The organism is Bacillus sp. EB106-02-03-XG38 (assembly GCF_058792175.1).
Window position 1 is genome coordinate 1,693,127 of the sequence record NZ_JBYTED010000001.1, and the last position, 15,461, is coordinate 1,708,587.

The window sequence follows — 15,461 nt, forward strand, 5'->3', positions numbered from 1 at the left end:
ATCCCTCTTTTCTAAAGTTGTATTGCCACTTTTAAGGATTCCCTTTTCATTCATTATACATTCGTTTTTGGCGTTTCCTCGTCATCATGAACACTTAATAAATTTTGCCATTTTTTATAAGGAGCACTATTTGGATCTACGTAACCTTTCGCATACGAACGATCCCACAATTGTTTAATAAACATCTCTTTCTCTTTCTTTGCAACCATATCGGCACCTGTACCGTAATAGTTTTGGAAATATAACTCAATTTCATCAAGGAATAATCTTAATAATTCATCAGAAGTTTCTTCTAACGTTGGGTCATATTTCGCTTCACGGTCATACATTAAAATCATATCTAAAATATTGTGGACATGCTCTTTACGAAGCCATCTAATATCTTGAGCACCTAATACAAACGGATGTGTATATAAATGTCCGCCCTGTATCATTGCCTTCTCTTGTTCTTCTTCAAACCTGGACAAGATGTTTTCATAAATAAATGGGTTATGAAGCAATGCTCTGTGTAATTTATAACTTTCGCTTGAAATATTTTTCCCCATCGACTGAATTAAGAAGCTACGTCCAACGCCGTTATATTGATACACAAACTGGCCATCAACAGCAACTAAACTAATCCAGCGATACATATACGCGTATAGAAGAGCACGATTGCATTTATCGTAATCTAACTTCGTTTGCGTTGCATTTAAGTCTGGCATAAAGGCTGGTAAGTGCCAATACTTATCTAAATGCGGCGTTAAACTAGATTTTTTACTATTCAACTTGTTTACACGGCGATAGTACGACTGAAAATAATCACCTTTATCATTCATAAATCCATTTGCAATATGTCCAGACGAAAGCTTAGGAAAGTCTTGCAGTGATAAACCGTAATGCGCACGATAACAAATGACTTCAAATGGCGAAAAAGCTTCATGTACTGTATCTTTTTCTTTAAACATTTCTTGAATTAATTCCTCTTGCAGTTCTTTCTTTAAAGATGGATGTATACCCCAATATTGTAATTCCCTATGATGTGAAACTTTCGGCACGAATGGGCTTGCTAAATGGAACAAGTCTTCAATTTTTTCACGGACATATTCATCACGATCACGTTTCTTATAATCCGCTTCTTTTCTTAGTGCTTCAACGATATTCAGCTCTAATTTATCTCGATAGCGTATTTGTAATTCATCGTAGCAGTAACTTAGTATGTGCTCACGATAAAAGTCTTCTACCTTTTTCGATTGAATCTCTTCCGTTTTCGCATCCCTGCAATATTCCCCGTATAAACTCATATAAATTTCTGCTGATATATCTTTCGGTAATACACCTAAATTTAAATGTTGCTGCATATCTTGCCATATCTTTTCTTGCAATTTCTCTTCAGCTAATACGTATACATTCGTTGGGTTTGTTTTCCCTTCAAATTCCTTGCTTCGTTTTTGAATTTCGAACAATAAATTTTCACGTGTTTCGTGTAAATTATCAAAAAACCTTTCCCAATATTGAATCATTTTATTAACCGCTTGATATAGCGATTGATAAACGAGCTCTAATAGCATTTCTTTACGATACTCGTTTAATTTGTGTACGTACTGCGTTACAATGTCTTCAAATTCCTTTTTAAATAAACGCTGCTGATTATTAATCATTTTTCCAAACCAGCCTTGTTGCTGCGCGATTTCTACTCGGCGCACAGCTGTTACCGTTCCATCAATATTACTCACATTAAATTTCTTATCGTAGTTTTGAATTAAATTACGCTTTTGTTCATTATTTTCATGTAGTCGATTCATTTTCTCGACTAACTGCTTTCGAATTTCATACAACATAAAACGAGCGGATACTGGATGAACAGGATCTGTTTTCTTTAAAAACCATGTATTTAATTGATATGACTGTCCTTCAGAACCACTTGGTGAAAAACGATCTGATTCAATCATGTCATATAAAAGTGTCGTTACATGTTCATGTACACGGCTCGGAATCGCATACGCATATAAACGAACTGCATGATCCACCCTTGCTACTTCACCTTTCATTTGTTCCATCATTTTCAGCTTTGCAGCTGAAATTTTACACTCATGCTGCAGGCGATTTAATTCTTCGTCTTTTTGTACCGTACGCTGTACATAACTTTCTACAGCTTCTAAAAACAGTTTTGATTTCGCAACACCGACCTTACCGCCTTCTGCTCCTTCACGCGTTTCATTATACATTTGTCTATAGAAAATATGAGCCTGCTCTGGGCGAGTAGCAAGATGTTCTAAGTCTTCTAAATAACTTTTCCCTCGCTCTGGCTTTTCACGTTGCATACCACGTTTTACATCTTGATCGTATCTTTGTTTCTTCTCTTGAAACAGTTGATCTAAATGAAGCCACGATTCATCTAAACCTTGCACAGCCCATTTTAAAGCACAATATTTTAACACGTGCTCATACGGATAAATAATCTTTGCCGTTCCTGCCCCGCAATATCGCCCTTTCCCGCTCGATTCTGCTAATTGTTGAATTTGATTATCTTCCTGTGCGAAATGATTGGCAGACATCGGACTAAATAACTGTAAATAAATCGTATTGGCCATTTGCTCCATATAATCAGATAAATTATGCAGATGGTGTCCATGTAAATTTTCGTAATCGTATAAGAAACAATAATTGTACGGTAGATGATGTTGTTTAATCGTATGATTTGTTCTCCCGTCTTCATCTACTTGATCAGGTCGATACTCTAATTCAATCGTGACGCCACCACGCTTTGACAATTCTCCAGTAGAACCGAGTGTAATGGCATGTAATTCTTTTAGCGATGCATAGCCGTTTGCTTGCACCGTTTCAAACTCTTTCGCACTAACCGTTCTCGTCTTCACTAACACATCTGGCATTAGAAACGCACCACGTATTAAAATGTTGTGATGTTGCAGTTTTTTTCGAAGCATTTCACGCAAATATAATGCAATTTGTAGAAACATCCCTGAACCTGTTCCGCCCGCTAGTGATGTTACGATAATGACACGCACTCCATATTCCGTTTGATCGCTTGTAACCGGAAAAATTTTCTCAATTTCTTGCCAAAAGGACGTCAATTTATCTTCTTTCATCGCAGCACGTAACGCTAAACGTGAAATGACGCGTAACTGTCCTGCCCCTTCTGTCAGTGGTTTATCCAGTATAGTCGGGTCCATTGGAAACCACTCTGGAATCGTTGGATCTCCCGCAATATACTCTCTTGGTGTTTTACTCGAACTCGTTTGCGTTTTAAACTTTCGAATATGATCAAATTTACTCAATGTATTCACATCTGTATCAAATACGTGCATTGCTACCTTTTTTCGGCGTTCCTCAGGCAGTCTTTCATATATTTGATGTGTCACAGTACTACCGATTCCACCTAAGCCAATTAATATCGTTGGAACTTGTAACGTCATGTGAACCACCTTCCTATTCTTGCTTGTTTGAAAAGAGGAGGGAAAACTAAAATCCCCCTCTTTGCCCTATCTACTATTCACACTCGTACCTGTAAATCTCTTTACCATATCCTCTATCAATTACTAAAAGTTCATTTGGATATAATGTCTTATGTTCCATTCCAACCTCATCCTCTGTTATAAACATCCCATCAATAATCATTCCTACTACTTGGGATTCTTTCGCTACAAATATTGATTTCGATCCTTTCTTTGCTATAAACGTAACGGATTGTACCGTCTTCCTTTCCGCTCTATACGGAATACCAAAATAATGTTTCCACCATTTATTTTTAAGTAATTCTGGCTCAGATTGATATAACCAATCTTTCGCTACTTCTTGATCCCATTCGTAATACAATAGTGCCTTCCGGTGAAATCTTGGGCGGACAATCCAACCTAAAATGATTATTCCTACTATTAACAGTAATAAAGTGATAGGAATAACAAACTTAAAGATAAGCGCATATTTTTCATAAAACGGTGCATTTTGAATATGAAGTGATATTTTTTTCTTTACTTCTTGTAGTTTTGAATCTTGCACTACGATGGTAGCTTCTACGGTGCCGGTATCTGTGAAATTGAATGTGTCGGAGTAATGAGGGCGAGGATAAATATAAATTTGATTACCATGTTGTTTTATTTCATAGTTGATTGATTGTTTAGATGTGACACCAGTAGATTTTAATAGTTTCTTTACAGCCTCTTCTGTCATCGGCTTACCATCTAACTGTGGTTGTATAATAAACGGTTTACTATTCTCTAAATTTGTTACTTTTTCTTCATAATCTTTCGTAACGGTTTGCAGTGATAATTTTGGTTTTTCCGTTACTTCAATTTTAAATTCTTTCGTCTGTCTATAAAATCCCTTTATGTTCATATGAACTTTCCCGCGCACTAGCCCTTTATCAACCTTCATTTCGTAGTAAAATACATGTTTTTTATCGTCCCACTTCATCGGGTACTGTTTTCCGTCTATTTCTACTTCTGCCTGAAAATATGAAGATTGAATTGGTAATTCCGTAGGCTTCGCTTCAATAACAGCAGTAACACCTTCGTACATTTTTTCCACATTCTTTTGACTACGATCATCTTTGTCATAAGTAGAAACAGTATAGTTAAGCGCCGGTTCAACTAGTACTTGTAGTCCTTCTTTCTCAATATCCTGGTCCACCTCTATCGTATAAGTTCCTGGCTTAATAACTTCCTGATTTTCCGTACTGATATGAACTATATTTCCAAATAATTTCGCTTCTCCTGGTGCATGTATGGAAAAAGAAGATTGTAATTGTAGCGGTTTAGAAATTTGTGTGACCTGATAATTAGACAAAGAAGGCGATTGTCGTACAAGCGTCATACGCTTTAATGGAAATGGTGTTGTAATCTCTACTTTCTTCCCTACTACTTTCGTTTTTACAATCGATTCAACAGAGGAGAACGGATCACGATTTGCAACTAATGCTGCCACTTGATTGACGCTCTTTACAATACCGTCCTCTCCACTAGACGGCATCGTAACTCCATTTATCTCTTTCTTCCATATTTCTTTAAACGTATTTAGTTGCGCCTTTTCTTGCTGTCCTAAATCCTCTTCCATCGTAATTAAAATTGGATGTAACGATATCTTTTTTGCATCCATATCTTTCTTAAACTGCGCTAGCTTCTGCAAAATTTGTTCTTTTCCGCCAACCTTATCTTTCTCTAAATCATTAAATGCCCCGTCAGTTAAGACAATAAGCCAAAATTCACGTTTTCCATCTATATCTGCTTCCTTTTTTATAGATTGCATCGCCGTTTCTACTGCGCTAAACGGAGTATTTAAATACGTCTTCCACGCTCCAATTCCTTCAATTTCTGTTTGTCTCTTATCCTTCGTTAACGAAATGTTTAATGGATCATTCGGCTTGCTCATTGGAACGTAAGAAAATGTATCTTTTTCGTCTAATAGCGCAACTAAACTTTGCAAAGCGTAATTGGCATATTTCCAGCGATCGTTATTTCTCATGCTGCCCGAATCATCATATACAAGTGAAACGACCCTTTCCTTTGCCTCCTCTCCTTTTGCAAAAGTCCAAAAAGGATGTAACCATATAAATAGAAACAACATGAATGTGGCACAAATTCGAATTTTCATGATGAGGCTTCGCCACCTTTGTAGACAAATTCCTATGTTTAAATTTATGAGAGGATACAAGATATATGACTTGTATTTTAGGACAACTAACATACCATAACTTTATTATGTAAATAGCTTTATAAACTGAATATAATTCCTTCTAGCGTTTTCTATCTGATACTACAAGTAAAAAAAGTCTGTTCAAGCTCTACACTTAACAGACTTTTCCTACTTTTTATATTGAAAACACATAACAAAAAGTTTGATTTTGAATTAACACATCACTTCAATTGTAAATCCACCAGGTGCTTCCACATAAAACGTATACGCATGTGCATGCTTAGGAGGTTCGACCAAAAATCCATCCTCCTTCAACCTTTGATTCATCTTATTTACTTGTTCTTCACTTTCTTGAGGAAACCCTACATGAAATGTTTGTGGATAATGTACGTCTTTCCCTTTCATTAACGTTAATACAAATCCATCATTATCACGCATAACTGCAAAACCATTTCCCCTTGCTCCGCTACAAGTTAAACCAAAATATTTTTCTAAAAACTCTCTAGTAACCGCTACATCTGAAACTGTTAAATTAAGATGTTTAATTTTCAAACCATCACCATCTTTCTTAATTTTCTAACATTTTACCATATAAAGTGAAACTTTAATAAGCGGGGTTTTGTTCATCCCCCACTTATTATTAGTCCTCACCAATCGGACTTTTACGGGCAGCCCGTTAATGCGGGACAAATAAAAAACACGCCTTCACAGCGTGTTTTATTGCTTCACGTACACTTCAACAATCGGATTATCTTTATGATCCGCATGTAATCGCAAATTCTCTTCACTCGTACTATAAATGCTAGCTAATAACATAATCGTTAACACGTTAGGAGTTTTTGCATCGCTCCCGTATTTCCTTTCAAGCGCTTCCTTATATTCAAAATCCAAATCCCCTTGCACATATGTATACACTTCAAAACCATCTTCTAAATTACAAACTACTGTATCAATAATATCTGCTCCTACTTGCTTCTTTATTTCCTTACGCAATGCCTCAATAAATTCTTCCCACGGTACTTCATATGTCTGAAACTGATCTGTAGATTTCATGCTTTTTCCTCCTTATATATCCTCTTCCTATATTTCCCCTTTCCTATAACAATTATGATAGATAGGGCATTCGTACAAGCCGCACTTGTCCCCTTTACATATCGTATTACTGTAATGGGGAAGGAGGAATGAATATGCATAGACAAAAATGTTATGATACGTGCCGACGTTATTTCGGTAAAGTCGTTCGCATTGAAGATCGTGATGGTCGCATTCATTTAGGTAAAATAATTGATGTGACAAAAAGCTCTGTATGGATTGAGCCAGTGCAACAGCGCTCATCTTTTGATACTGGATTCGGATACTATGACGCATATGCAAACGGTGGTTGTGATCTTTGTGGCGGCATTAGCAGATGTGATAGTTGCGGATTTGGTTGTGGTGGTGGATTCAGCGGCTGTGGATGTGGCGGTCGTGGTTGCGGTAGTTGCGGCGGCTGGGGAGGCGGCGGTTGTGGCTGGGGCGTCGAACTCGGATTTGGTTTCATCTTCGGAATTACATTAGCTGCATTATTTTTCATTTAACATAGTAAAGAGTTGACTACCTTTAGCCAACTCTTTACCTTTATTTTTCACATATAAAAATACGATGACCTAAAATGTGCTGATACATAAGTCGTACATTTTCATGCTGTACCCATGCCTCATATAACTCATTTGGAATAAATTGTGATACATTCCATTCCGGTTCTTCTATATAGCTAGAGATCGTTTCCGCAATTGTACCACCGCCAGCAATAGTAACCCGCTTAAAATTTGCTTTCTGAAATAATTGTACCCACTCGCTCTCAGTTAATAGTTCTTTCATCCCGTATAATTGAGAGATTTTTTCTTCCTCTCCCTTATCAATGTGCCTATCAATAATCATTTCAATGACAACAAGCTTACCGTCTTTCTGTAATACACGATAGCACTCTGAAATAACCTTTTCTTTTTCTGTAAAAGCAAGTATCGATTCTCCCAGTACGAACTCAAATGATTCATGCAAACATGGTAATTGCTCTACACTTCCTTCAATTAATTGAATATCTATTCGTTCAAACGACCATCTATCTTTCGCCTTTTGAATCATAATCTCATTCTTTTCAACCGCCGTTACTTTATAACCACATTCTTTTGTCATATACGCCGCTGTTTTCCCCGTACCGCAGCCGATTTCAAGGACATTTGCTCCATATTTAAAAGGCAATTGTGCTAACAATTGTTTTGTTAACGTAAAACCACCAGGATGAGCACTCCCTATTCCGTAATAAGCTAGGAAATCGATGTAAGTATTTCGTTTCATAGAATTCTCCTTTAAATTTTCTATAATACATATATTCACCCATCAATAAATCGTGCACATAAAAAAGCATTTCCAAGTGCTATACCGCAACTTGAAAATGCTCTTCACTTTTTTATTTCTCTTCTACATACGCCCATTTAAAGCTATATTCCGGACTAATATTGTGTTTTACAATGCCCTTTATATTTGGCTTCATAACATATGATTTAGCACTTTGATATAAAGGTACGAGCGCTACATCTTCTTCAAGTAACAATTTCTCAGCCTTCCCTAATTCTGTCCAACGTTTTTTTGCATCAGCCATCCATTCTGTCTTACTTTTCGTAATAGCGTCATCATATTTTGAATTTGAGTAGCTCATCTGATTTTGAGAATTTGTCGTTTCAAACATATCAAGGTACGTCATTGGATCAGCATAATCTGGATTCCAGCCACCATATGAAAAATCATAATCTTGGTCTGATTCTAATTTTAGTTTTTGCTTAAATGGTTGCAATTTAATATTTACTGTCACGCCTTTCAAATTCTTTTCAACTTGATCTTTTACATATTCCCCAACTTTTTTCGCATTACCAGTATCATAATTTAATAACTCTATTGTCACTTGATCTTTTCCAAGTTCTTTTTTCGCTTCTTCCCAAGCTGCTGCTGCCTTTTTGGAGTCTTGTTTTAAACCATTCTTGAACGTTTCTGCGAAATCTTTACCGTCTGGTCCACTCGCTAAACCTTTTGGTACTAAGTAATCCACTGGTTTTGAACCATCATTTAAAATGACATTCGTTAAAGCTTTCTTATCAATTGATAATGCAATTGCTTCACGTAATTTTTTGCTCTTTAACGGTGTATCTTGCCCACCACGTTTTTGGTTTAAACGTAAGTAAAACGTACTTGTTTCCGAATAGGCACCAAACTCTTCTTTATTATTTCTATACTTATCAACAAATTCTCCTGATAAAAGGGCAAAGTCAATCGCTCCTGTATCATATAAATTTACTCTAGTAGCTGGTTCTTTAACTACACTATAGTTAATTTCTTCTAGTTTTACAGTCTTTTTGTCCCAATACTGCTCATTTTTCTTTAATTTCCATCCTTGCTCATGTTTCCAATCAGTAAGAACGAACGGTCCGTTATATACTGTTGTATCAGACTCTAAACCGAATTTATTCCCTTTTTCTTTTACGAACTTTTCATTTAATGGATAGTATGACGCAAATGCCATTAAGTTCAAGAAATATGGTACAGGTCTTTCTAGTTCTACTTCAAGTGTATAATCATCTACCGCTTTTACACCTAATGTAGACACTTCCCCTTTTCCTTGATTAATCGCTTCCGCATTTTTAATATAGTAAGCAATAAATGCATACTCAGCAGCTGTTTTTGGATCTACTAGACGTTGCCATGCAAATACAAAATCTTTCGCTGTTACAGGATCACCGTTTGACCATTTTGCATCTTTCCGCAGTTTAAATGTATATTTCTTGCCATCCTCACTTTTTGTGCTAGATTCTGCTACAGCTGGGATTGGCTTATTATCTTTATCAAGGCGATATAACCCTTCCATCGTATTCCCTAAAATTTGTGCACCAAGTGTATCTGTACTTTTTGAAGTATCCATTGTCGGAATTTCATTCGTTTCTGTACGATTTAGCACTTGCTTTGCCGCATATTTAATTTCAGATTTATTCTCTTCCCCGCCATTATTAGACGTTGTAGTTGGTTTCTTCTCCCCACCAGATCCAGAAGAACATGCTGTTAATGCCATACTCATTGCTAAAACTGGCACTACAACTGCCGTTAGTTTTTTCATTTTTTTCTTCATTCTTGTACCCTCCCCAATTATATGTACAAAACTAATTTCGAGAGATTTTCTATGACCTTGGTTATTAATACCTGATAATTACCCTCAGTTTTAGATTTTTATTTTATAGTAACTATGTATTTTACTATTACTACTATATGAATTCTCCCCCATCTACTATATGTCAGTACCACTTTTCTTATTCTTCTCTATTTAATTGAATAGAAAAAGAGCGTGTTTCTACTTTTAAACACGCTCTTTTTTATTATTTCCCTTCCGTTACATAAGCCCACTTAAAGCTATATTCTGGACTGATGTTATGTTTCACAATTCCTTTTACATTCGGCTTCATTACATACGCTCTACCTGTTTGGTATAAAGGTACTAATCCTGCATCTTCTTCAAGGAACAATTTCTCTGCTTTTCCTAACGTTTCCCAACGCTTCTTCGGATCAGACAATAATTCATTACCTGCTTTTTTCACCATTTCATCATATTTTGGATTCGAATAACTCATTTGGTTATATGGGCTCTTCGATTCAAACATATCAATAAATGTCATTGGATCTGAATAGTCTGGGCTCCAACCTGCAAACGAAACTTCATAATCTTGTGCTGACTCTAATTTTAGTTTTTGTTTGAACGGCTGAATTTTCGTGTTAACCGTTACACCTTTTAAGTTTTTCTCAATTTGATCTTTAAAGTAGTCAGCAATCTTTTTCGCAGTTCCATCATCATAGCTTAGTAATTCAATTGTCACTTGATCTTTTCCAAGTTCTTTTTTCGCTGCTTCCCAAGCTGCTGCACCTTTTTTCGGATCATATTTCAGACCATTTTTAAATGTATCTTGGTAATCTTTACCGTCTGGTCCTGTCGCAAGTCCTTTTGGTACTAATTGATCTGTTGCTTTTGAACCGTTATTTAAAATAACGTTTGCTAAGCCTTTTTTATCAATTGATAATGCGATTGCTTCACGTAGTTTTTTGCTCTTTAACGGTGTATCTTGTCCGTTACGCTTTTGATTTAAACGTAAGAAGAATGTACTCGCTTCTGAATACTCACCGTACTCCTCTTTGTTTGATTTATATTTATCAACGAATTCTCCTGATAATAGTGTGAAATCAATTGATCCTGTATCATATAAGTTTACTTTCGTCGCAACTTCTTTTACTACACTGTAGTTAATTTCTTCTAATTTTACAGTCTTATTATCCCAATACTTATCATTTTTCTTTAGCTGCCATCCTTGTTCATGTTTCCATGAAGCCATCACAAACGGTCCATTATACAACGTTGTATCTGCTTCTAAACCAAACTTATCTCCTTTTTCTTTTACGAATTTCTCATTTAAAGGATAGTATGACGGGAATGCCATTAAATTCAAGAAATATGGTACTGGTTTTTCTAATTCTACTTCTAGCGTATAATCATCTACCGCTTTTGCTCCTAAATCTGTTAAAGGTTTTTCACCTTTATTAATTGCTTCTGCGTTTTTAATATAGAAAGCGATAAACGCATATTCTGCAGCTGTATTTTTATCAAGTAAGCGCTGCCAACCGTATACGAAATCTTTCGCCGTTACAGGGTCACCATTCGACCATTTTGCATCTTTACGTAATTTAAATGTATATTTTTTGCCATCCTCACTTTTCGTACTAGATTCTGCAGCAGCTGGGATCGGCTTATTATCTTTATCTAATCGATATAAACCTTCCATTGTGTTCCCTAAAATTTGAGAACCTAATGTATCGGTAGATTTTGAAACATCCATCGTCGGAATTTCTTGATTCTCTGTACGATTTAACACTTGTTTCGCTGCGTATTTAATTTCTGATTTTTTCTCTTCTCCGCCACCACTAGACGTCGTACTTGATTTCTTCTCCCGGCCAGATCCAGAACACGCTGTCAACGCCATACTCATCGCTAAAACTGGCGCTACAACCGCCGTGAACTTTTTCATCTTTTTCTTCATTTTTGTACCCTCCCCAATTATATGTACGAAACTAATTTTGAGAGATTTTCTAATAACTAGTTATCAGAAAATTCTTATTAATTAATATTCTACTAATTTTTCTGATTTTGTAAAGTTATTTTTTAAACATTTAGAATATTTATTTTACTTAACGATAGTAACATTCTATTTTCTATGACCATACTATACGTATCCTCCATCTACTACATTTCATTTCTTCTCCACTCTTTCATTTTCGCGTTCAATTGTACAATAAAAAAAGTACTTCAAGGCATGTAGACTGCTTTGAAGTACTTTTTCAACTCTATTATTTTTCAGTAACATATGCCCACTTATAGCTGTATTCTGGGCTAATATTATGCTTAACAACACCTTTTACATGCGGTTTCATAACATAAGATCTAGCACTTTGATATAAAGGTACAAGGGCAACATCTTCTTCAAGAAGTAATTCCTCTGCTTTTCCTAGCTCCTCCCAGCGTTTCTTCGCATCAGTCATTAATTCCCCACCAGCTTTTTTGATTATTTCATCATATTTCTGATCAGAGAAACTCATTTGGTTATGAGAGTGCTTACTTTCAAACATATCTAAATATGTCATTGGATCCGCATAATCTGGGCTCCATCCACCATATGAAATATCATAATCTTGCTCTGATTCTAATTTAAGTTTTTGTTTAAACGGTTGTAGTTTAATATTTACTGTTACACCTTTTAAGTTTTTCTCAATTTGATCTTTTACGTATTCCCCAACTTTTTTCGCATTACCAGTATCATAGTTTAAAAACTCAATTGTAACTTGATCTTTTCCAAGTTCTTTTTTCGCTTCTTCCCATGCAGCAGCTGCTTTTTTCGCATCTGGTTTAATACCGTTTTTAAACGTTTCTTGGAAGTCTTTTCCATCTGGGCCAGCTGCTAAGCCTTTCGGCACTAAATAATCTGCAGGTTTTGACCCATCATTTAAAATAACATTTGTTAAATTCTTTTTATCAATTGATAGTGCAATTGCTTCACGTAATTTTTTACTCTTTAATGGTGTATCTTGTCCACCACGTTTTTGGTTTAAACGTATAAAGAAAGTACTTGGTTCGTTATACACCCCATATTCCTCTTTATTATTTCTAAATTTGTCAACAAATTCACCTGTTAATAAAGAGAAATCAATTTGACCACTATCATATAAATTCACATTAGTTGCTGGCTCTTTTACAACACTATAGTTAATTTCATCTAATTTTACAGTCTTTTTATCCCAATATTGATCATTCTTCTTCAGTTTCCAACCTTGCTCATGCTTCCAATCAGAAAGAACGAACGGTCCGTTATATACAGTTGTATCAGATTCTAAACCGTATTTATCTCCTTTTTCTTTTACGAATTTCTCATTTAATGGATAGTACGATGGGAACGCTACTAAGTTTAAGAAGTATGGTACTGCTTGTTCTAATTCAACTTCTAAAGTAAGGTCATCTACTGCCTTTACTCCTAGTTCAGTTACAGGTTTTTCTCCTTTATTAACTACTTCTGCATTTTTAATTGGGAATGCGATAAATGCATACTCAGCAGCCGTTTTTGGATCTAATAAACGTTGCCATGCAAATACGAAATCTTTCGCTGTTACAGGATCACCATTTGACCATTTTGCATCTTTACGTAACTTAAATGTATATTTTTTACCATCCTCACTCTTCGTACTTGATTCTGCCGCAGCTGGGATTGGTTTATTCTCTTTATCTAAACGGTATAAGCCTTCCATTGTATTCCCTAAAATTTGAGAACCCAAAGTATCTGTACTCTTTGAAGTATCCATTGTTGGAATTTCCTGATTTTCTGTTTTATTAAACACTTGTTTCGCTGCTAATTTTTCTTCTGATTTGCTATCTCCGCCAGAGCTAGAATTTGTGTTTGTCTTCTTATCTCCGCCTGATGTAGAACATGCTGTTAATGCCATACTCATTGCTAAAACTGGTGCTACAACCGCTGTTAGTTTTTTCATTTTTTTCTTTTTCACTTTCTGTACCCTCCCTAATTCTTAACGCTCTCATTTAAGAATTTTCTGATAATTCTGTTTTTCTTTATATTTTTATCAGAAGATTCTTATTAACTATTATTCTACTAATTTTTTGAGTTTTGTAAAGTGTTATTATTGAAAATTTTTAAAAAATTATTTTTTTACAGTAATATTCATAAAAATTCCATATTCTTTCGAAACCCTATACCTTATTGAATTCTATGTATTGATTTAATAGTCTTTATATCCCTTCACTATAAAACACTTGTAAATTATTGTTAATAAATAATGTATATCGTAACAAATCTCTTTTCTACAAAAATAAACAAGTCAGCAAAGCTGACTTGTTTATCCGGCCATTTTCTCTCTTTTCATTTCCTCTATTACTCTCGTATACTTCTCTTCATCAAATTCATTTTCACTTTTTGCAACAACTACAGTCGCAATACCGTTACCAATTAAGTTGACAATAGCACGTGCTTCTGACATGAAACGATCTACACCTAGTAATAGTGCTAACCCTTCTAATGGGATAACATTCATTGCAGATAACGTAGATGCTAATACAATAAAGCCTCCACCTGTTACTGCTGCTGCCCCTTTAGATGTAACTAACAAAATAGCTATTATAGTTAATTGTTGACCTAGTGAAAGATCGACGTGAAAGACTTGAGCTAAAAATATTGTAGCCATCGATAAATAAATTGTCGTTCCATCTAAGTTAAAAGAGTATCCTGTAGGAATGACTAAACCTACTACTGGCTTCGAACATCCGAAGTCTTCCATCTTTGTCATCATTCGCGGCAATACTGATTCTGATGATGATGTCCCGAGAACAATGAGTAATTCTTCTTTAATGTGAGCTAAATATTTCCACAAACTAAATTTGTATAGTTTACAAATAAAATTTAAAACAATAAAAACAAATAATGCCATTGTTGCATATACACAAATCATTAATTTACCAAGTGGTATTAACGTACTTAAACCATATTTACCAATTGTAAACGCCATCCCGCCGAATGCTCCAACCGGTGCTAACTTCATAACAATAGATAAAATATTAAAGAATACTTTCGATAATCTTTCAAAAAAGTCGATAACCGGCTGTCCATTTTTCCCGAGCATCGTTAACCCTGCACCAAATAAAATGGAGAAGAACAGCACTTGTAAAATATCACCTTTTGCAAATGCTTCAAACATGTTAGACGGCACAATATGTAAAAAGAAATCCATCCACTTCATTTCTTGTCCGCTTTGTACATATTGTGAAACATCTCCACCCTTTAGCTTTGAAGGATCTAATCCATCTCCGGGACGTACAACATTCGCGACGATGATACCAATAAGTAAAGCCGCTGTTGTAACAATTTCAAAATATAATAGTGCCTTACCACCAACACGACCTACCTTTTTCATACTTCCCATACTTGCAATACCAAGCACAATCGTTAAAAAGATTATCGGTGCAATGACCATTTTAATCATATTGATAAACGTTTCACCGATTGGCTTCATCTCTTGTCCAACACTAGGCCAAATTGCCCCTACTGCAATACCACATATAATTGCCACAATAACTTGGAATGTTAAATTCTTTACAATTCTCATTTTTAATACTCCCCTGTTTCTTTCATTTCTCCCATACGATTTCCATAAATGCTAATGATGTATTCTATGTAAAAGCCCCCCTGCTATTTAACTTAAACTAC

At 35.4% G+C, this 15,461-nt stretch carries 10 protein-coding genes; 1 reads left to right on the top strand and 9 read right to left on the bottom strand.

What is annotated here, in order from left to right:
• Window positions 1-53: 53 nt before the first annotated feature.
• The 4 genes from AC3WTI_RS08575 to AC3WTI_RS08590 form a co-directional block, all read right to left on the bottom strand.
• On the bottom strand, window positions 54-3,416 hold the full coding sequence (locus AC3WTI_RS08575; RefSeq protein ID WP_087958780.1) for a tubulin-like doman-containing protein: 3,363 nt from the start codon (window positions 3,414-3,416) through the stop codon (window positions 54-56).
• A gap of 73 nt (window positions 3,417-3,489) precedes the next feature.
• Entirely contained in the window at window positions 3,490-5,589 is a 2,100-nt protein-coding gene (locus tag AC3WTI_RS08580; RefSeq protein WP_087958779.1) for a vWA domain-containing protein, read from the bottom strand.
• 255 nt (window positions 5,590-5,844) lie between these two features.
• Window positions 5,845-6,183 (bottom strand): VOC family protein, encoded by a 339-nt coding sequence (locus tag AC3WTI_RS08585; RefSeq protein WP_087958778.1) that lies wholly within the window; start codon window positions 6,181-6,183, stop codon window positions 5,845-5,847.
• A gap of 165 nt (window positions 6,184-6,348) precedes the next feature.
• Window positions 6,349-6,684 carry a hypothetical protein gene (locus tag AC3WTI_RS08590; protein ID WP_097841628.1) on the bottom strand — a complete coding sequence of 112 codons (336 nt, stop codon included), beginning with the start codon at window positions 6,682-6,684 and terminating at the stop codon, window positions 6,349-6,351.
• Between the two features lie 134 nt (window positions 6,685-6,818).
• Here AC3WTI_RS08590 and AC3WTI_RS08595 point away from each other — a divergent pair, with 134 nt between their 5' ends.
• Complete coding sequence (locus AC3WTI_RS08595) at window positions 6,819-7,208, top strand: hypothetical protein (protein ID WP_087958776.1); 390 nt, start codon at window positions 6,819-6,821, stop codon at window positions 7,206-7,208.
• A gap of 40 nt (window positions 7,209-7,248) precedes the next feature.
• On the opposite strand, the gene AC3WTI_RS08600 is transcribed toward AC3WTI_RS08595, so the two are convergent.
• The 5 genes from AC3WTI_RS08600 to AC3WTI_RS08620 form a co-directional block, all read right to left on the bottom strand.
• Entirely contained in the window at window positions 7,249-7,968 is a 720-nt protein-coding gene (locus AC3WTI_RS08600) for a class I SAM-dependent methyltransferase (RefSeq protein WP_087958775.1), read from the bottom strand.
• Window positions 7,969-8,080: 112 nt separating this feature from the next.
• Window positions 8,081-9,787: a peptide ABC transporter substrate-binding protein gene (locus tag AC3WTI_RS08605; RefSeq protein ID WP_087958774.1), complete on the bottom strand. Its 1,707-nt coding sequence runs from the start codon at window positions 9,785-9,787 to the stop codon at window positions 8,081-8,083.
• 244 nt (window positions 9,788-10,031) lie between these two features.
• Window positions 10,032-11,738, bottom strand: coding sequence for a peptide ABC transporter substrate-binding protein (locus AC3WTI_RS08610; protein ID WP_492304351.1), 1,707 nt, complete (start codon window positions 11,736-11,738; stop codon window positions 10,032-10,034).
• Window positions 11,739-12,045: 307 nt separating this feature from the next.
• Complete coding sequence (locus AC3WTI_RS08615) at window positions 12,046-13,749, bottom strand: peptide ABC transporter substrate-binding protein (protein WP_142286762.1); 1,704 nt, start codon at window positions 13,747-13,749, stop codon at window positions 12,046-12,048.
• 348 nt (window positions 13,750-14,097) lie between these two features.
• Entirely contained in the window at window positions 14,098-15,360 is a 1,263-nt protein-coding gene (locus AC3WTI_RS08620; protein ID WP_087958772.1) for a dicarboxylate/amino acid:cation symporter, read from the bottom strand.
• Between the last annotated feature and the right edge of the window lie 101 nt (window positions 15,361-15,461).